This window comes from Arthrobacter sp. Ha26, assembly GCF_059091705.1.
Map to the genome: position 1 here is coordinate 625,968 of NZ_JBNHGX010000001.1, position 18,544 is coordinate 644,511.

The window sequence follows — 18,544 nt, forward strand, 5'->3', positions numbered from 1 at the left end:
GGACGCTGAACCGTTCCGACTACCCGGCACTGTTCCGGCGATTCGGCCCTTCCAGGTTCCGTACAGAAGCCGGGAAACGCCGACGGCGGGACTCCCCTCCCCCAGGGATCCCGCCGTCGTCGTACTGCTTGGAGGTTGCCGCTTGGAAGCTAGCTGTACAGCTCGCTCTTCGGCTGGTTGTTTTTGACCTTCTGCCAGCCCAGCCACAGAACCAGGGCGAAGAACGGGATGGTGGCCAAAGTCCAGAGGCCCAGGTAGAAGACCTCGCCGCTCTTGCTGGTCATCGTGTCGAAGCCGATGAGCACGGTGATGGCGAGCAGGCCAACCAGGCCCGCCCAACTGGTCCACGGCGAGCCGGGCATCGCCAGGGTGGACGTGACGCCCTTGCGGTGGCGCAGTGCGATCTGGCTGGCGAAGATGGAGCCCCAGCAGAAGATCACGCCGATGGAGGCCGAGTTCAGAGCCAGGTCGAACGCGTAGGAGCCGCCCAGCCAGATGTTGAGCAGGATGCCCACCAGGTAGAAGACCGCGATGGCGAGGATGGCCGCGTACGGGACGTGGCGCTTGGACATCTTGGTGAGCCACTGCGGGGCGTGCCCGTTGTTGGCCATGGTGCGGAAGACGCGGCCGATGGAGTACAGGCCGGAGTTGCAGGAGGACAGGGCGGCGGTAATAACGATCATGTTCATCACGTCACCCACCCAGCCCAGGCCCATCTGGCCGAAGACGGTGACGAACGGCGAGGTCCCGGCAACGTACTGGTCCGAGGGCAGCAGCATGGCGAGCAGGGTCACGGAACCGACGTAGAACACCACAATGCGGAGCACGACGGCGCGGATCGCCTTGGGCACTTCGCGTTCCGGGTTCTGCATCTCGCCGGCGGTGATGCCCACCAGTTCGATGCCGTTGTAGGCGAAAATCACGGCGTTGAGGACCAGGACCATCACCAGGGCGCCCTTGGGGAACATGCCGCCTTCTGCGGCGAACAGGTTCGCTACGGAGGCGTGGCCGTCGCCCACCTGGGCGTTGGTGAGGACCATGAACGTGCCCACGGCCAGGAAGATCAGGATGGCGCCCACCTTGAGGCAGGAGGCCCAGAATTCGAACTCGCCGAACGCCTTGACGCTCAGGAGGTTGACGGCCACCAGGAGCAGCAGGGCGGCGATGGCGGAGGCTTCCACCGGGACGTTCGGGAAGAAGAACTGGAAGTACAAACCGATGGCGATCAGTTCCGCGATCCCGGTCATGCCCCAGTTGATGAAGTACATCCAGCCGGAGAGGTAGGCGCCCTTTTTGCCGAACATCTCGCCGGCATAGCTGACGAATGAACCGGAGGTCTGGCGGTACATGATGAGTTCGCCCAGCGCGCGCATCAGCAGGTAGGCGATGACGCCGGCGATGGCGTAGGAGAAAATCAGGGCCGGTCCCGTGGAGGCCAGGCGGCCGCCGGCTCCCATGAACAGGCCGACGCCGATGGCGCCGCCCATGGCGATCATGGTGACATGGCGCCGGCCCAGCGTCTTGCTGTAGCCCTCGGCGCTGAGGGTGGGGTCGACGGCGGTGGATGGGGCCGTGGGGTTCTGGAGATCTGTGGGGGTACTTTGAGGCACAACGATTCCTTGTGGGTTGGGGGTTGGCCGCATCCGGACACAAATGATCCGGCTCACAAAATTCGGGGAAATGCCTGTTGGGCAACCGAATGTGATCGGAATCTCTCGTGGCGCCGAAGCTTCGAGCGGCTCGTCTATCTTACAAGACGCGAAGGGGTGCTACGTGACGCGCGCTACACCGGCATCCGCAGGACCAGGTTGTGCTGCCCGTCCGTGGACACGGGGTAAGTGCGGAGATCGTCCGCGCCCGTGGTGGAACATCCCGTTGCCAGGTCAAACGCATGCTGGTGCAAAGGACACACCACAAGGTTGAGGTCAATGGTGCCGTCAGCCAGCGGGCCTCCCCTGTGCGGGCAGACGGCGGGAAGCGCCCGGAGCGAGCCGTCGCGGAGCCGGAAGACGGCCACCTCCCCACCGTCCACCGCGAAGGCTCTGCCCTCACCCAGCGGAATCTGCTCCACGGGGCCCAGCACGAACGTCTTCCCTCCTGCCGGACTGGGATCGGCGCTCATCGGACGGGTACCTGCGGGAGAACGGTCAGCGGCAGGGACGTGCGGAACTGCCCGGGGGTGGCTGGTTCCCCGCGCTCGGCCCAGGGGTCCTCGTAGCTGTCCACGGAGTCCTGCATCGCGGAGTCCAACTGGGCCGCGATGCCCTCCGAATCGGCCACAATAACCGCGCGCAAATGCTCGATGCCAACCCGCGGGACAAACGAATAGGTCCGTTCCAGCCAGTTGGCCCGCTCCCGGTAGTACTGCATGAACCTTCCGGTGAGGACCTTGACCTCTTCAGGATCGTCAACGGTGGCAAGGAGGTCGCCCTTGCGGATATGGGCGCCGGCAGCACCACCAACGTAGATCTCCCACCGGCCGCCTTCCACAGCCACCACGCCCACGTCCTTCACCAGCGATTCCGCGCAGTTGCGGGGGCATCCAGACACGGCCAGTTTCAGCTTGGCCGGTGCTTCGATCCCCTGGAAGCGGGATTCGATTTCAATGCCCAGTTTGGTGGAGTCCCCGGTTCCGTAGCGGCAGAAGTCCTTGCCCACGCAGGTCTTCACAGTGCGGAAGCTCTTGCCGTAGGCGTAGCCCGAGGGCATATCCAAGTCCGCCCACACCTGCGGCAGGTCCTCCTTGCGGATGCCCAGGAGGTCGATGCGCTGCCCACCGGTGAGCTTGATCAGCGGGACGTTGTGCTTTTCGGCAACATCGGCGATGCGGCGGAGCTGCTGGACAGACGTCACGCCGCCTTTCATCTGCGGCACCACCGAGAAGGTGCCGTCCCGCTGGATGTTGGCGTGCACTCGGTCGTTGATGAACCGGGCGTCGCGTTCATCGATGTAGCGGTCGGCCAGCATCATCTTCAGCAGTGAGGCGAGCCCCATCTTGGATTTGGCGTCTTCCCCGCCCGGTGCCAGCGCTTGGAACACCGCCGAGACCGACCGCAGCCCGCGCTTCCGGATTTCGGCCATCAGCGCGGGCTTGTCCAAGGGGATGGCCGGCACGTAGTAGCTGGCCGCGGGGTCCTCTTCAACGGCTCCGTCCGCAGCCCACTCCACCACCTGCCGCACCAGCAGTTTGCACGAGCCGCACCCCTTGCCGGCACGGGTGGCCTCCATGGCTCCGGCAACCGTGGTGCAACCGCCCTGCACCGCATCCACGAGCGTCTTTTTGCTCACGCCGTTGCAATTGCAGACCTGCGCGTCATTGCTGAGCTCGCCGACCCCTGCGTCCCCGTCCGGGGTCCCGATATCGAACATCAGCCCGATCCGTTCCTCGGGCAGGGGCAGTCCGCGGTCGTATGCTTCGGTCAGGTAGGCCACTTTGCGGCTGTCGCCAAGGAGCGTGGCTCCTACCATTTTGTTGTCCCGGACCACGATGGATTTGAAGACGCCGCGGCTGGGCTCGGAGAAAACGATGTGTTCATCCGTATCGAGCACCGGTGCGTGCAGGCCCATCGAGGCCACCTCGACGCCGGCAACCTTCAGTTTCGTGGCTGTACGTGAGCCCAGGTACTGGGCTGACGTATCCGCCCCGGTGACGTGGTTTGCCAGCACCACCGCCTGTTCCCAGAGCGGTGCCACCAGGCCGTACACCTCGCCGCGGTGCTGGACGCACTCGCCCACGGCGTAAATGTCGTCCTCGTCCTGGACCCGCAACCTGTCATCCACCACGATGGCCCGCTCCACCGGCAGGCCACTGAGGACGGCGAGGTCAACGTTGGGGCGGATCCCTGCCGCCACCACCACCATGTCGCATGCGATATCGGTGCCGTCGCGGAGGCTGACTCCGGTGACCCGGTCGCTTCCCTGAACAGCGGTGGTGCGGCTGCCGGTAAGTACCCCGATGCCCAGGGACTCCACGCTGCGGCGGAGCACGGCACCGCCGTCGGGCCCCATTTGGGCGCTCATCAGGTGGCCGCCGGAGTGGACCACGTCCACCTCAAGCCCGATACTCCGCAATCCGTAGGCGGCCTCAAGCCCCAGCAGTCCCCCGCCGATCACCACGGCGCGGTGGTGGTGATCATGCTGGGCGTACGCCACCATCCTGCGGGTGTCGTCGATGGTGCGGAAGCCGAAAACGCCCTGCTTGATCGATCCGCCCGGCGTGTATAGCCCATCCATTGGCGGCATGTGGGAGCGGCTGCCCGTGGCGATGACCAGGGTGTCGTAGGGCGTTACCCTGCCGTCGCTGGAGAACACGTGTTTGGTGAAACGGTCTATCCGCTCCGCCTTCACCCCGGCGTGGAGCGTGATGCCGTTGTCCTGGTACCAGGACAGGGAGTTGAGGAAGATGTCGGCATCGCTTTCCTCGCCGGAGAGGACGTGGCTGAGCATGATCCGGTTGTAGTTTCCATAGGGCTCGTCGCCGAACATGGTGATGGTGAACTGCCCGCCGCCGCCCCGGGCCAGGATTTCCTCCACCGCCCGGGCTCCGGCCATGCCGTTGCCGATGACCACCAGCCGGCGTCGCTGACTCTGCCCGGACGGCCGGGTCCGCGGGTTGTCCAGGATGCTGGTCATCAGTGCTCCACCATGCCCAGGTCGATCACCACGGAGCCGCTGGCGCCCTCCGGCGCTGCCAGGTACAGTTCGATGGCCGATCCGCCCTCGATGTCCTCCACCACCCGCAGCGGAACGTGGACGTCGCTTTTGGCTCCGATGGGAAAGTACCGCATGGGCACGCCGTTGCGCAGCAGGACCACCGTGATCAGTTCCGGGCTTGAGTTGCCGCCGCGGAAGTAGAGCGTCTGGTTGACCACTCCGTCCGGGACGTAGTGCGAGAGCTCGCTGTGGATGGGCACCGGCTTTTCCAGGCCCGCGCCGTGGAACGGGAAGATGCCTTGCAGGAAAAGGTTTTTGGTCAGCATGGGCGTTCCCTTTCGGCCGGCAACAACTGTTACAGCCCATCCTGCGACGCCGATGTTTCAGCCTGCCGGTTCCCCGGTAACGATCCTTTTACGCAAAACTCACGGTTTTTCGGGCTGGCCGTACTACCGCCGACCCAAATGCGTGACTTATGCCGGCTGCGTCGAACCGGAAGCCCGGCAATCCAAGGAAACCGGCTCACTGGGAAGCTGAAAATGACGCATTAACGTCAGGAGGCGGCGAGTGCTGCCGCTTTCCTGCGACGGGCCTTTGCCAGCCGGGTACCGATCAGGCCCTGCCGCGGGCTGAACAGGTAGACAACGGCGAACACCACCCCCTGCGTGAGCACCACCATGGCTCCGGAGGCGGTGTCCAGGTAGTAGCTGATGTAGATGCCGGCCAGCGAGCACACGGCCGAGACCACCGGGGCGATGACCAGCATGCGGGAGAAGCGGTCCGTCAGCAGGTATGCCGTGGCGCCCGGGATGATGAGCATGGCCACCACCAGCACCACACCCACTGTCTGCAGTGCCACCACGGAGGTGAGGGCGAGCAGGCCCAGCAGCAGCGCACCGAGGCGTTTAGGTGAAAGGCCAATGGCGTGTGCGTGGGTGGGATCGAAGGCGTAGAGCGTGAGGTCGCGCCGTTTGAGGATCAGGATGGCGAAAGCCACCACGCCGAGGACAAGGACCTGGATCAGGTCCGGGACGCTGACGCCCAGGAGGTTGCCGAAGATGATGTGGTTGAGGTCCGTCTGGCTGGGTGTGACCGAAATCAGCACCAGGCCCAGGGCGAACAGCGACGAGAACACAATGCCGATCGCGGCGTCCTCCTTCACCCTGCTGGTGTTGCGGACCACCCCGATCAGGGTGACGGCGACCAGCGCGAAGACGAGTGCCCCCAAGGCAAACGGGGCACCGACGATGTACGCCAGCACAACACCCGGGAGCACTGCGTGGGACACGGCATCGCCCATCAGGGACCAGCCGATCAGTACCAACCAGCAGCTCAGCACGGCGCACACCACTGCAGCCAGGGCGGTGGTGACCAGTGCGCGGACCATAAAGTCGTAACCCAGCGGTTCGAGGAGGAGCTCCATCAGCGGGTCACCTTCTTCGTGTCCGTGCCCTTGCCGCCCGGCAGCTCCCGGTCCAGCACGTCCAGGCCGAACGCCATGGCCAGGTTCTCCGGTTGCAGCACCACATCCGGCGGCCCGTGCATGAGGACCTTGTGCATCAGGAGTATGGCCTCATCGCACAGCTGCGGCAAGGCATGCAGATCGTGGGTGGATACCAGGATGGTGCAGCCATCTGAGGCCAGTTCGCGCAGGAGCCGGGTGATGGTGGCCTCGGAGCGTTTGTCCACGCCGGCGAAGGGTTCGTCGAGCAGCATAGTGGTGGCCCCCTGGGCGATCCCGCGGGCCACAAAAGCTCGCTTCTTCTGCCCGCCCGAGAGCTGGCCGATCTGGCGCCCGGCATACGCCCCCAGCTCCACCCGGTCCAGGGCTTCGTCCACGGCCGCGCGGTCCGCCTTGGAGGCACGCCGGGTGAAGCCCTGGTGGCCGTAGCGGCCCATCATCACCACGTCCCGGACGGACAACGGAAATTGCCAGTCAACGTCCTCGCTCTGCGGCACGTAGCCGATGCCGCCCTGCCTGCGCGCCTTGGAAGGCGACGCTCCGTTGATCCGGACGGTGCCGGCGTCGGGCTTGACCATTCCCATGATCACCTTGAACAGGGTGGATTTTCCCGAGCCGTTCATGCCCACCAGGCCGCAGATCCGGGCGGGCTCGAGGGTCACGGACGCCGAGTCCAGCGCCAGCACCTCGCCGTAGTGGACGGTGACGTTCTCAACAAGGATGGCCGGTGGGGTCATGATGCCGCTCCTGTGCTGGCTCCGGCGAGCGCCTTGGTGATGAGGCCGGCGTCGTGCCGGATGAGGTCGAGATAGGTGGGCACCGGGCCATCTGCCTCTGAGAGGGAGTCCACGTAGAGGGTGCCGCCGAACTTGGCTCCGGTGGCGCCCACCACCTGCTGCATGGGCGCATCGGAGACGGTGGATTCACAGAAAACCGCGGGGACTTTATTGGCCTTGACGTATTCTATGGCGCGGGTGATCTGCTGTGGCGTGGCCTGCTGTTCGGCATTGACGGCCCAGATGTACACCTCTTTGAGTCCGGCGTCGCGGGCCAGGTAGGAAAACGCGCCTTCGCAGGTGACCAGCGCGCGCTGGTTCTCCGGCAGGACTGCCAGGCTTGACACCATCTGGTCCTGCACCGCCTGCAGTTCAGCCTTGTAGGCATCCCCGTTGGCCTTGAAAACCCCGGCATTATCAGGATCCAGAGCGCTGAAGGACTTCACCATGTTGTCTACATAGATCTGGACATTCACAGGCGACATCCACGCGTGCGGGTTCGGCTTGCCCTGGTACGAGTCCTCGCTGATGGACACCACCTTCACCCCGTCACTCACCACCGCATGCGGCACGTCCAGGCCCTCCACGAATTGCGCGAACCAGGCCTCCAGGTTCAACCCGTTGTCCAGGATGAGGTCCGCCTTCGAGGCTTTCCGGATGTCGCCGGGAGTGGGTTCGTAACCGTGGATCTCGGCGCCGGCTTTGGTGATCGACTCCACGGTGAGCTTGTCCCCCGCAACGTTCTTCGCGACGTCGGCCAGCACGGTAAAGGTTGTGAGGACCACCTTCTTGTTGCCGTCGCCGTTTCCGGAGGCGCCTCCTCCGCAGGCTGTCAGCAGGAGGGAAAGCACGACGGCGGCTGCCGCAGCCAGGCGCAAGCGCTCCTTGCGGAGGGAGCGGGTCCGGGCGGCTACTTTGGCGCACCGAAACGAAAGTTTAGGCATACCGAATATTCTAAGGGACGCACGAATCACGGGACAACGCTGTTACGGCAAATGCAGTGGGATGTGGGGGGATAGGCTGAAACCATGGCCATCGCACACCGCCGACCACCCGCTCCGCAGCCACAGCTCTACCGGTTTACGGCATGGGACTTCACCACCGCGGGCCTGTACGTGGCGATCGCCGGGTTCTTCGCGGTGGCCGGGCAACTGGTGGAACCGTTCCTGCGCCAGATTGCCCCTACCCCCGCAGCCGCCTCCTATGCCACCAACCTGCTCTTCTATGCCTCGGTGGGAATTCTTGCGGTGCTTGCAGCCCGGCGCGTGATAGCCCGGGACCTGCGGGTCCTCGCAACCAGGCCGTGGTTCACCCTGCTGATGGTGCCCGCAGCCGTGATCGCGATGATGATCCTCTCGGCCATCGCCGTGGCGGCCAGCGGCAGTGTGGCGACGTCAGAGAACCAAGCGGGCCTGCAGGCGCTGATGCAGCAGGTCCCGGCCTGGCTGATGGTCCCGCTGCTGGTGGTGGTGGGCCCGTTTGTGGAGGAATATATTTTCCGCCACCTGCTGATCGGCAAGCTGAGCCGGCGGATCAACATCTGGGTGTGCTGCATCCTGTCCGTGTTCCTGTTCGCAGCCCTTCACATCGTGGGCCAGGAAGCACTGACCCTCACGGTCCTGCTGCCGTACCTGGCCATGGGCGCAACGCTGGTGTTTGTGTATGTGTGGACCGGCAGGAACCTGATGTTCTCCTACTTTGTCCACGCCGCCAAGAACCTGCTGGCAGTGGTTTTTATCTACGCCATCCCGCCCGAGGTCTACGAACAGCTCCAGCAGGTCCAAACCTAAGAGAGGCCGCTCAAGCGGCATGCTTAGCGCTGTCGCAATGGCCCCGGCCCACGTAGCTTGGTGCCATGGGACTGAATATCCAGATCGTCATCGACTGCCGCGATCCGCACCACCTTGCAGAATGGTGGGCTGAATCCCTCGCCTGGGCGGTGGAACCCCAGGATGAGCGCTTCATCCGGTCCATGATCGAGCAGGGCTTCGCGACCGAGGACCAGACAACCATCCACAACGGGGCACTGGTGTGGCGGGATGCGTGCGCCATCCGCCCGCCCGAGGAACTGGAATCCAAGGCGCCCGCCCGGCGCCTCCTGTTCCAGACGGCGCCGGAGGAAAAGACAGTCAAGAACCGGGTGCATTGGGACTTAAACCTGGCAGGCCGGGACAAGGACGAGGCGCGCCGGGAACTCGAGGCCCGCGGCGCAACATTCCTGTGGACGGCCAATGAAGGACCTCACTTCTGGCACACCATGGCGGACCCTGAGGGCAACGAGTTCTGCATCAGCTGACCCCGATTACTAGACTTGGACGGTGAGCAACCAAATCCCCGCCTCGGTGTCCGATGTCTTCGATCCCAGCCGCTGGCGTGTTGTGTCCGGCTTCGAGGACTTCCAGGACATGACCTACCACCGGCAGGTGGAAAGGGATTCCGACGGCGGCTGGGTGCGTGACCTGCCCACGGTCCGGATCGCTTTCAACCGGCCCGAGGTCCGCAACGCTTTCCGGCCCGGGACCGTGGATGAGCTGTACCGGGCAATGGACCACGCCCGGATGTCCCCGGACGTCGCCACCGTCCTGCTCACCGGCAACGGCCCCTCCCCCAAGGACGGCGGCCACTCCTTCTGCTCCGGCGGCGACCAGCGGATTCGGGGCCGGGACGGGTACCGGTATGCCGACGGCGAGACCCAGGAGAGCATCGACCCCGCCCGGGCCGGCAGGCTGCACATCCTGGAAGTCCAGCGGCTGATGCGGACCATGCCCAAGGTGGTCATCGCCGTCGTCAACGGCTGGGCGGCCGGCGGCGGCCACTCCCTGCACGTCGTCGCGGACCTCACCATCGCCTCCCGTCAGTACGGCAAGTTCAAGCAGACTGACGCCACCGTGGGCAGCTTCGATGCCGGCTACGGCTCCGCGCTGCTGGCACGCCAGATCGGCCAGAAGGCTGCCCGGGAAATCTTCTTCCTGGCCCGCGAATATTCCGCAGAGGACATGGTTCGGATGGGCGCCGTCAATGAGGCGGTGGACCACGACCGCCTTGAGGAAGTGGCACTGGAGTACGCCGCCGATATCGCCCGCCAGTCGCCGCAGGCCATCCGGATGCTGAAGTTCGCCTTCAACCTTGCCGACGACGGCCTGGCCGGCCAGCAGGTGTTCGCCGGCGAGGCCACGCGCCTGGCCTACATGACGGACGAGGCGGTGGAGGGCAAGGAGGCGTTCCTGCAAAAACGGGACCCGGACTGGTCCGGCTTCCCGCACTACTTCTAAGGCAGGACCGGCCATGAGCACCGAACCTACCGGCGCCCGCGTCAACGGAGCCCTCAACATCGATCCCGCGCTGAAGGCCTTGGCTGCAGCCCTTCACGGTGAAGGCCCTGCGGTGGAACTTTCCGTCGACGACCAAGGCCACCTGGTGGTGGGCCACGTGGAAACCCCCGGCTGCGACGACGCCGTCGCCGTGGTCCGCACCTCCGGTTCCACGGGGACCCCGAAGGCCACCGTCCTCACCGTTGAATCCCTGGCCGCGTCCTCCATGGCGACGGCACTGGCGCTCAAGGGCGAGGGCCAGTGGCTGCTGGCGCTGCCCGTGCAGTTCGTCGCGGGCATCCAGGTCCTGGTCCGTTCCCTCTTCGCCGGCACCCGCCCGTGGGTGATGGACTTGTCCGGCGGGTTTACCCCCGAAGCCTTCACTGCGGCAGCCCTGGAGTTGACCGATAAGATCCGGTTTACCTCGCTCGTCCCCACCCAGCTGCAGCGGCTGCTCGAGGATCCGTCGCCGGAAACGCTGGCTGTGCTCCGCCGCTTCAATGCGGTCCTGCTGGGTGGGGCCCCTGCCTCCGCTTCGCTGCTGGCCGCTGCCAGGGATGCAGGCGTCCGCGTGGTCACCACGTACGGTTCCGCCGAGTCCTCCGGCGGCTGCATCTACAACGGCTATCCGCTGGAAGGTGTCTCGGTCCGGGTGGACGGGGACGGCCGGATCCTGCTGGGCGGCGACACTATCGCCGCCGGCTACCTGGAAGCCCCGGACCAGGAGTCCGGCACCTTCTTCGAAGAGGACGGCGTGCGCTGGTACCGAACCAGCGACCTCGGCACCATCGACGAGGACGGCCGCCTCACCGTCCTGGGCCGCGTCGACGACGTGATCATCACCGGCGGCATCAAAGTGTCTGCCGCGCTTGTGCAGGAAGAGCTGGAAAAGTCCGACGCCGTCATCGCCGCTTTTGTGGCGGGCGTCCCGTCCGCGGAATGGGGCCAGGCCGTGGCCGCTTACGTGGCACTGGCCGCAGAAGGCTCCGCGGCGGGTACCGGGACCGCCTCCGAAAGCGGCGGGCCCTCACGCAGCCGGGACCACGCCGTCGTCCTTGAACAGGAATGGCACCGGACGCTGGGCATCCTGGCGCCCAAAACCGTGCTCGCCGCCCCCGCGCTGCTGATGCTGCCGAACGGAAAGCCGGACCGGCTGGCCATGACCGCCGAACTCAACGCCCTGCACCAGGGAAAGTAAAGTAGACCTGCACCACCTGGCAGGACCCCATCCTGCCGCCTTCCCCAAACCAACGCGAGGTACTGACCGTGGCCACAGCCGCACAATGGATCCAAGGCGCCCGACTCCGGACGCTGCCCGCTGCGATTGCGCCGGTGCTGATCGGTTCCGCCGCCGCCTATGAGATGGATTCGTTCCTCCTGTTCAACGCCATCCTCGCGGCGCTTGTGGCACTCCTGCTGCAGGTGGGCGTGAACTTCGCCAACGACTACTCGGACGGGATCCGCGGCACGGACGATGACCGGGTGGGCCCGCTCCGCCTGGTCGGCTCAGGCGCCGCCAAGCCCGAGCACGTCAAGTATGCCGCTTTCGGTACGTTTGGCGCCGCCATGCTCTTCGGCCTGGTCCTGGTGGTCATGACGCAGAGCTGGTGGCTGATCCTGGTGGGCCTGGGCTGCGTGATGGCGGCCTGGGGATACACCGGCGGCAAAAATCCCTACGGCTACATGGGCCTGGGCGACGTGTTCGTGTTTGTGTTCTTCGGGTTGGTGGCCACCCTGGGCACTACCTATACCCAGGCGGGGCAGATCAACCTGCCGGCCATCATCGGCGCGATCGGAACCGGGCTGATTGCCACGGCGCTGCTCATGGCCAACAACGTCCGGGACATCCCCACCGACATGCAGGCCGGCAAGAAAACCCTGGCCGTGCGGCTGGGTGATAAGCATGCCCGCGAAAGCTACGTGCTGATGCTTGCCGTCGCCATCATGCTGGTGGTGATCCTGGCCCCGGGACGGCCGTGGATGCTGATTGTCCTGCTGCTGATCCCGGCTTGCCTGATGCCTGCGTGGCTGATGATCAACGGCCGCAAGCGCAAGAGCCTCATCCCGGTGCTGAAGCAGACCGGGCTGATCAACCTTGGATACAGTCTCCTGTTCTCGCTGGGCCTGGTCCTCAGCCACGGCTTCTAGGAGCGCTTGGGATCCTTGGCGTCGTTGCTGATGGCGATGTCCGGGTTGGCATCCAGGAGAGCGTCCTCGGCGTTCGCGTCCAGGACTTCACCTGCTGAGCGGAGCGGCTTGGCCTTACCGGAAAAGCGGTGGTGGAGGGCCGCTGCCGCAGCGTCCCGCTGCTTCTGGAAGAACAGGTAGCTCACGGCGAAAGCGATCAGGGCAGCGCAGATCACGGACATCAGTACGCCCAGCTGGAGGAGCATAAAAACCACGAACAGGGGCGCGAAGAGCGCCAGGCGGATCAGGGAATATTTCAAAAAGGCCACTATTCAAGTTTAGCCGCCTCCCGCCCAAGGCCCCTGCGCCTCCTGACGATAGACTTAATGGCATGCTCCTCCGTGTGGCTTTGGCCGTGGCAGTCCTCGTCATCTTTGTGTATGGCCTCGTGGACGTGATCCGCACTGATGGGCGACTCACCCGGGGGATCTCCAAACCGGCCTGGATTGTGGTCATGATCGTCCTGCCCGTCATCGGCGCCATCCTCTGGCTCCTGATCGGCCGGCCGCGCGGCACCTCCCCCCAGCAGAGCCAGCGCCATCCCACTGCTCCGGACGACGATCCGGATTTCCTCCGCAACCTTGAGGCGCGCCGGCGCAACCAGGCGGAAGCGGAGCGCCTGAAGAAGCTCAAGGATGATCTCGATGCCAAAACGAAGAACCATGGCGAAGGGACAGCCGGCGGCAAGGACAAACACGAAACCGACGAACACGATGCCGACGGACTGAAGTAGGGGCGGATGGCTCTGGACTCTGAGGGAGAAGACCGGCTTCGGGCCGCATCCAATGGGCCTGCAGCCCCGTCTTCATCCCCAGGCCCGGCGGCCCCTCCGCCCAGGCCGGGGTTGTCCTGGTCCGCTCCGGCCCCCATTCCCGCCATCCCGTCACCGCCCCGCAGCGTCCGAAACGCGAGGACCCTATGGCTGTTCAGTTTCGTGGCTGGCCTGGCCGTCCTCATCGGATCCTTCCTGACCCGGGATTCCCATCTTCAACGGCTGAAAACCGTAGTGGAAGGGATGGCGCCCGGCCGGGACGCCGAGGCCGTCACCACTGCAACCGGGGTCGTCTTCTGGGGAAGCCTGGGGGCAGTCCTCCTGGTCATCCTTCTGGAGGGCGCCATGCTGGGCGTGGCGATGGGCCGCCGCGGCTGGGCCCGCTGGGCGCTGCTCCTCCTGCTGGCCGGGCATGCGGTGGTCCTGTTCGTGGCCGCAGCCTTCCTGGTGCCCGACGGCGATGCCGGCAGCTATGTGGTGCTGCTCTGGGGCCTTGATCTCCTGCTGGCGGTTGTTGGGCTGGTGTTCTTCTTTATGCCCGCCGCCAACGCCTGGCTGAAATCGCGCCGCTAAGCTGGTTGGTCCGCCAGTTGCGCGCATTCGGCCAGCACGCCTTCGCAGCTGCGGATCACCACCCGGCACACCTCGAGGGCGGATCGGTCGGTCAACGGGCTTTCCGCCACGGCCCGCCACCTGTCCAGGCAGCGACGGGCAGCAGCCGACAGCTCGTCCGGGCCGGCGTCGGCTCGGAGTCCCAGCCGCAGGTGGGAGGCTGCGCCCCAGCCGCCGATGAGGCCTTCGGCTTCGGCAGCCACCTCAGGGGGCAGCGCGACGCCGGTGGTCCGCAGGGTTGCCAGCAGCCTCAGTTCACGGAACTCGTGGGCGTTGACCTGGAGCCGCTCCAGTGCGGCCTGCAGCTTGCCGGTGCCCTCCCGGGGTGAGTTCCGCAGCAGGGTTTCCACCCCCACCAGGGCTGTCCTGGCCTTGAGTGCCTCGGCGCGGGCCTGGAACTGGCTTGCCAGCAGGTCCAGCAGCGGGTGCAGGCCGCTGCGCCGGGCCAGTTCGTGTGCCAGCGGCGTGGGTTCGGCAAACCCATTGCGGATGAGGACCACTGCAAGGCGGATCCCGAACAGCCCGTACCTTTCCAGCAAGGACCTGCGGGACGCCGCGGTCAATCCCTCCGGGCCTGCCACCCGCACAAACCGGTCCGCGGACAGCAGGAGCTTTTCCCGCTCACCCCGTTCCATTCCAGCCAGGAGCTGCAGGGCCTCGAAGTCGGGCTGGCGCATGGTGCGGGCGCTTTGCGCCAGGAGCCCCGCCACCGGGACCACCCCCAACGCCAATTTCCGCAGGTTGTGGTCCTGCCGGTACCTTTCGGCGATGTCCGCGGCGGACAGCAGGGAATCAATCCGTCCTGCGCCCACCTCGTCTGCCCTGGAAAGCACGGCCAGGGCATTGACGGTGCCGGACCTGCCCGTCTCCGTGTCCTTGAAGGATTCGAGGAACCGCAGGTCCGAGGCATGCATGTGCCGCATCAGGTAGACGATGGCATCAGCCTCCGACGGCGTGTCCCCCGGGGTGAGGAAGCTGGTGGTCCGTGCGGCCACGTCCGTCGACAGGGAGGCAATGCCAGGCGTATCGATCAACGTCATTTCCCGCAGCCCCGGCGACGGCCACTCTACGTCCAGCCGGTCGACGTCGTCTGCTTTAAACCCGCCCAGAACAAACGCGAGCCGGCCGTCCACGCGCTTGACGGGGAGGCTGCGCGGTTCACCCTGAACGGGGAAGAGCGTGATGCGGGGCGTGTGGCCGTAGCGGTACCAGGTCACGATGCGGGTGCATTCCGCAGTGTCCGTCGGGGCTATTTCTTCGCCGAGGATCGCGTTCAGCAGCGTGGACTTGCCGGCCTTCACCATGCCGGCGACAGCGATCCGCAGCGGCTCTTCCAGTCTCATGGCATAGCCCTGAAGTGCTGACACAGCTGCCGGATCATCCCGGTAGGCCACCAACGCCTCCCGGACCAGGTCCGCCGCTCCCGCGATCGTTGATGCTGTCATCACACCCCCGCCGCTGCCGGTGACACGCCCGCACCACCGGTCGGGCCTGCCGGCGCGTTCGAAGGCACGGCCGGCTGGCCGGGCTGGGCAGTGCCGGTGGCCACTTCCGCGGCCACCGCCTCCGCGGCACGCGCCAGCGCATCAACCTTTTTCAGCTCCGCCTTGATCTCCCGGATGCGCTCGTCCTTCTCCAAGGCGTAGGTGGTGGCCGCTTTTTGGGCTGCAGCCACTGAATCCGCCAGGGACCGATGGTGCTCGTCTGCGACCTCCGTGAAGTGGTCCCGGGTGGAACGCTGGACCAGCCGCAACCGGTCTTTCAGCTGTTTGCCCACCTGGAACGTCACGTCGTCGAGTTGGCGGCGCACCAGCGCTTTCGCCTCGGCCTGGCGCCGCTTCAACCGGGCTTCCTTGTCCTCCCGGTATGCCTTGCGTCCCAGGAGCAACCCGGCACCCACGGAAAGGGGGTTGATGAGCGCCATGCCGAAAATCCCGGTCAACAAGCCGAACATCAGCACGCCCCCGTAGGACCCCCGCATGCCGATCAGCACTTTCTGCACGGGGTTGACCCGGCCGCTGTCCAGCGTTGGCATGTCATCCACAGGGTCCAGGGCGTCTCCGGTGTCCGAGACGTGCAGGACCGGAAGGGTTACCTCGTCCGCGGCGAAATGCTCTGCAACCTGCGCGGCCAGCCACTGTGCCCGCTCGCTGGTCCAGACGAACGTGTCCGAGATGGCGGCGGCGGTGCACTCCTCGAGCCATTGGGTGAATTCGGTCCAGGCAGGTCCGGGATCACCGAGGTCGATGGCCGTCTCGGCTTCGCGCTGGATCCGCCGCAGCCGGTCCCGGAGGTCATACTCCATATCCGCGATGAGATCGCTGATTCCATCGTTCAGGGTGATCTGCCAGCGCGCGGACCGTTTGCGCAGTTCGTCGGCCTCCGCCTTAGCCTCTTCCAGGCCGGCGATCATGCGGGGTGTCTTTTCCGGGTTTTCAAAGGCTTCCAACTCGGACTGCAGGGACAGCCGGAGGTTCTCGGCAACGGACAACAGGTCCTGGCTAACCGAACGCCGCTGGATCCGCTGTGCCTTGCCCACGATCTCGTTACGGATGTGCGTGATGAGGGCGGGGAAGCCCGACTCCGCGTTGAGTTCGGCATCCTGCAGGCGTGAGGCTTCCAGGCGAAGATCCGCGGAGACACTGAACAGCGGAATGTCCGGGGCCACCTGGGCAAGATGGCCCCTGTCGATCTCCTCCACGCGCCGCCACTCCGGGTAGAGGTCGGTCTTCGAGAGGATCCCCACCACGCTGGGCGTGATCCGCATGGCCTGCCGCAGGAACCGCAGTTCGGGTTCGGTGTACTCCTGGGAGGCGTCGGAGACCAGCAGCATGGCGTCGGCGGTAGGAAGGGCGGTGAGGGTGGTCAGGGTGTGCGAGGAGTTCAGTCCGCCCACACCCGGGGAGTCAATGACCGTCAGCCCGCCCATGAGCAGTTTTCGAGGCAGGCACACTTCGCCCGCCACGAGTTTTTTGGTGTTGCCGGGGTTCCCCCGCTCGGAGACATAGGACGGCAGGTCAGAGATGGGGACGGGGCGGCGTTCAATATTGGCATCATCGCCGGGATCGGAGTCTGGCTTGGGGACCAGGATGGCAGCAGAAGCGGTGTCGCCGTAACGCACCACAGTGGGGACAGACGTGGCAATGTCGTCATCAACAGGGCATGCCGGCGCATTCACCAATGCGTTGATCAGTTTGCTTTTGCCTTGCTTGAATTCGCCCACCACGATGACGCGGATGCTGGGGTCCTGCAACCTCCTCAAGGTCTGGTCGAGGCGCTTTCGCAGGTCCAGACGGTCTCCGGTACCCACCAGTTCAAGGCCATGCTCCACCAGCCGTTCAAGTTGCGCCGGCGTTGCCGGTTTTGCCTGCCCTGCTTCTGCCACAGCGTGTCCTTCGCCTCGCATCCGTAAAAAACATGACTGGGGTGAGCCCCGAAATGCCCGGCAGGAGCTTCGCGTCTCCTGCCGGGCACCTCTGGGACCTCTGGACTTCTAGCTTTCCGCCACCGCGTCATCACCTGCGATCGCAGTGGTCACGTCCAGATCGTTGTTCGCGATGATCGTCGACTCGTCAATGGTGGTGAAGTCGGCGTCCACGTCGCCCATTGCCACTTCGGTGTAGTCCACGTCGCCCACCTCAAGGGATTCGTGGACAGAATTGTCGGTTGTGTTGCCGACGTTCTCCAGGTTGTTCTCGGTGTTCCCCACGTCCTCAACGTCGATTCGATTGTCAGAGTTGTCCGTGGTGTTACCGACGTCCTCGATGTCGACACGGTTGTCAGAGTTGTCCGTGGTGTTACCAACGTCCTCGATGTCGACACGGTTGTCAGAGTTGTCCGTGGTGTTACCGACGTCCTCGATGTCGACGCGGTTGTCAGAGTTGTCGGTGGTGTTGCCCACATTGTCAAAGTCAACCTCAGTGTTCCCGACATCATGCAGGGAGTTGTCGTTGCCGGAGTCGCGGATATCGATCGAGTTGTCCGATTCGTCGTTGAAGGACTCATCGATGTCCACATCCAGGTCGGTGTTGAAGGAATCGTCGATGTCCGTATCGGTGTTGCCCACGCTGGCATCCCGGCCGGCCCTGATGGAGTTGTCCGTCGAGCTATCCGTGGAGTTGTCCGTGGTGTAGGAGTCCTTGATGTTGTTGGACCCTTCAACGTCAGCGTCGTCGCCGGCAGCAATGGCCCGGTCACCGGAGGCTACAACCGCATCATTATCGAACCACTGCTCTACGTCACCGTCAGCCCAGATGTTCTGGTTCACCGACTGGTCCGTGATGGTGTCCCGGTCATCCACTGTGGACGTATAAGAGTAGTTGTTCACCACGTGGTGCAGCTGCTGGACTGCATGCGCATGGTCCTCGTGCTCATCATGTCCGCCGCCGCCTCCACCGCCATGATGGCCTCCGCCATTGGAGCTGCTGCCGTGGTGTCCGCCACCCGTGCTGCCGCCACCATTGTGTCCTGTCCACGAGGTGTTGCCTCCGGTGTTGTACTCGCGGTCGAACCGGGAAGCGTTGATCGTCACGGGTGCATAGTCGAGGACAACAGGCATGACCGCGTCAACGTCAGCGGAGCAGACACCACCCAGGCCGTGGGCCTCAAGGACGCGTTCCGGATCGTCCAGGAAGTCCTGTGCGGCCTGGCGGTTGCCGAAGATCTGCATCAGGAACTGGACAAGATCGTTTGCGAGTGTCATTGGTTGTCCTCATCTTCTCGAATAGCGGATGACCCGCGGGCCTTGCCGGGCTTCCATCCAAACGTAGGT

18 protein-coding genes are annotated in these 18,544 nt (G+C 65.0%); 7 read left to right on the top strand and 11 right to left on the bottom strand.

Annotated elements, in window-relative coordinates:
* Window positions 1-149 precede the first annotated feature (149 nt).
* The 7 genes from AC5RVY_RS02995 to AC5RVY_RS03025 form a co-directional block, all read right to left on the bottom strand.
* Window positions 150-1,610 (bottom strand): amino acid permease, encoded by a 1,461-nt coding sequence (locus tag AC5RVY_RS02995; protein ID WP_493953207.1) that lies wholly within the window; start codon window positions 1,608-1,610, stop codon window positions 150-152.
* A gap of 173 nt (window positions 1,611-1,783) precedes the next feature.
* Complete coding sequence (locus AC5RVY_RS03000) at window positions 1,784-2,122, bottom strand: Rieske (2Fe-2S) protein (RefSeq protein ID WP_493953208.1); 339 nt, start codon at window positions 2,120-2,122, stop codon at window positions 1,784-1,786.
* Window positions 2,119-4,632 (bottom strand): nitrite reductase large subunit NirB, encoded by a 2,514-nt coding sequence (gene nirB, locus AC5RVY_RS03005; protein ID WP_493953209.1) that lies wholly within the window; start codon window positions 4,630-4,632, stop codon window positions 2,119-2,121. Before nirB ends, AC5RVY_RS03000 begins: the two co-directional genes overlap by 4 nt.
* The gene (locus AC5RVY_RS03010) at window positions 4,632-4,979 is read right to left on the bottom strand and encodes a molybdopterin oxidoreductase (protein WP_493953210.1); all 348 of its coding nucleotides are present in this window, start codon (window positions 4,977-4,979) and stop codon (window positions 4,632-4,634) included. Before AC5RVY_RS03010 ends, nirB begins: the two co-directional genes overlap by 1 nt.
* Window positions 4,980-5,206: 227 nt before the next feature.
* Window positions 5,207-6,076, bottom strand: a complete 870-nt coding sequence (locus tag AC5RVY_RS03015; protein ID WP_493953211.1) for a metal ABC transporter permease — start codon at window positions 6,074-6,076, stop codon at window positions 5,207-5,209.
* Window positions 6,076-6,852, bottom strand: coding sequence for a metal ABC transporter ATP-binding protein (locus AC5RVY_RS03020; protein ID WP_493953212.1), 777 nt, complete (start codon window positions 6,850-6,852; stop codon window positions 6,076-6,078). Before AC5RVY_RS03020 ends, AC5RVY_RS03015 begins: the two co-directional genes overlap by 1 nt.
* Complete coding sequence (locus AC5RVY_RS03025) at window positions 6,849-7,835, bottom strand: metal ABC transporter substrate-binding protein (protein WP_493953213.1); 987 nt, start codon at window positions 7,833-7,835, stop codon at window positions 6,849-6,851. The genes AC5RVY_RS03020 and AC5RVY_RS03025 overlap by 4 nt, the downstream gene beginning before the upstream one ends.
* Window positions 7,836-7,919: 84 nt before the next feature.
* Here AC5RVY_RS03025 and AC5RVY_RS03030 point away from each other — a divergent pair, with 84 nt between their 5' ends.
* From AC5RVY_RS03030 to AC5RVY_RS03050, 5 genes are all read left to right on the top strand, one after another.
* Window positions 7,920-8,681, top strand: coding sequence for a CPBP family intramembrane glutamic endopeptidase (locus AC5RVY_RS03030; RefSeq protein ID WP_493953214.1), 762 nt, complete (start codon window positions 7,920-7,922; stop codon window positions 8,679-8,681).
* 65 nt (window positions 8,682-8,746) lie between these two features.
* Entirely contained in the window at window positions 8,747-9,187 is a 441-nt protein-coding gene (locus AC5RVY_RS03035) for a VOC family protein (protein ID WP_493953215.1), read from the top strand.
* A 22-nt stretch (window positions 9,188-9,209) separates the two neighbouring features.
* Window positions 9,210-10,163 carry a 1,4-dihydroxy-2-naphthoyl-CoA synthase gene (locus AC5RVY_RS03040; RefSeq protein WP_493953216.1) on the top strand — a complete coding sequence of 318 codons (954 nt, stop codon included), beginning with the start codon at window positions 9,210-9,212 and terminating at the stop codon, window positions 10,161-10,163.
* A gap of 13 nt (window positions 10,164-10,176) precedes the next feature.
* Window positions 10,177-11,400 (top strand): AMP-binding protein, encoded by a 1,224-nt coding sequence (locus AC5RVY_RS03045; protein ID WP_493953217.1) that lies wholly within the window; start codon window positions 10,177-10,179, stop codon window positions 11,398-11,400.
* Window positions 11,401-11,468: 68 nt separating this feature from the next.
* Entirely contained in the window at window positions 11,469-12,350 is an 882-nt protein-coding gene (locus AC5RVY_RS03050) for a 1,4-dihydroxy-2-naphthoate polyprenyltransferase (protein WP_493953218.1), read from the top strand.
* Here AC5RVY_RS03050 and AC5RVY_RS03055 read toward each other — a convergent pair.
* Window positions 12,347-12,658 (bottom strand): DUF4229 domain-containing protein, encoded by a 312-nt coding sequence (locus AC5RVY_RS03055; RefSeq protein ID WP_493953219.1) that lies wholly within the window; start codon window positions 12,656-12,658, stop codon window positions 12,347-12,349. The two genes, AC5RVY_RS03050 and AC5RVY_RS03055, sit on opposite strands and share 4 nt — an antisense overlap.
* A 62-nt stretch (window positions 12,659-12,720) precedes the next feature.
* Here AC5RVY_RS03055 and AC5RVY_RS03060 point away from each other — a divergent pair, with 62 nt between their 5' ends.
* Window positions 12,721-13,122: a PLD nuclease N-terminal domain-containing protein gene (locus AC5RVY_RS03060; protein WP_493953220.1), complete on the top strand. Its 402-nt coding sequence runs from the start codon at window positions 12,721-12,723 to the stop codon at window positions 13,120-13,122.
* 201 nt (window positions 13,123-13,323) lie between these two features.
* Window positions 13,324-13,734 (top strand): hypothetical protein, encoded by a 411-nt coding sequence (locus AC5RVY_RS03065; RefSeq protein WP_493953221.1) that lies wholly within the window; start codon window positions 13,324-13,326, stop codon window positions 13,732-13,734.
* Here the strand turns inward: AC5RVY_RS03065 and AC5RVY_RS03070 are convergent.
* The 3 genes from AC5RVY_RS03070 to AC5RVY_RS03080 all read right to left on the bottom strand — a co-directional run bounded on the left by AC5RVY_RS03070 (window position 13,731) and on the right by AC5RVY_RS03080 (window position 18,475).
* Window positions 13,731-15,218 (bottom strand): dynamin family protein, encoded by a 1,488-nt coding sequence (locus AC5RVY_RS03070; RefSeq protein WP_493953222.1) that lies wholly within the window; start codon window positions 15,216-15,218, stop codon window positions 13,731-13,733. The two genes, AC5RVY_RS03065 and AC5RVY_RS03070, sit on opposite strands and share 4 nt — an antisense overlap.
* Window positions 15,218-17,158, bottom strand: a complete 1,941-nt coding sequence (locus AC5RVY_RS03075; RefSeq protein ID WP_493953223.1) for a dynamin family protein — start codon at window positions 17,156-17,158, stop codon at window positions 15,218-15,220. The genes AC5RVY_RS03070 and AC5RVY_RS03075 overlap by 1 nt, the downstream gene beginning before the upstream one ends.
* 108 nt (window positions 17,159-17,266) lie before the next feature.
* A complete protein-coding gene (locus tag AC5RVY_RS03080) occupies window positions 17,267-18,475 on the bottom strand; it encodes an IniB N-terminal domain-containing protein (protein WP_493953224.1) in 1,209 nt (402 codons plus the stop codon).
* Between the last annotated feature and the right edge of the window lie 69 nt (window positions 18,476-18,544).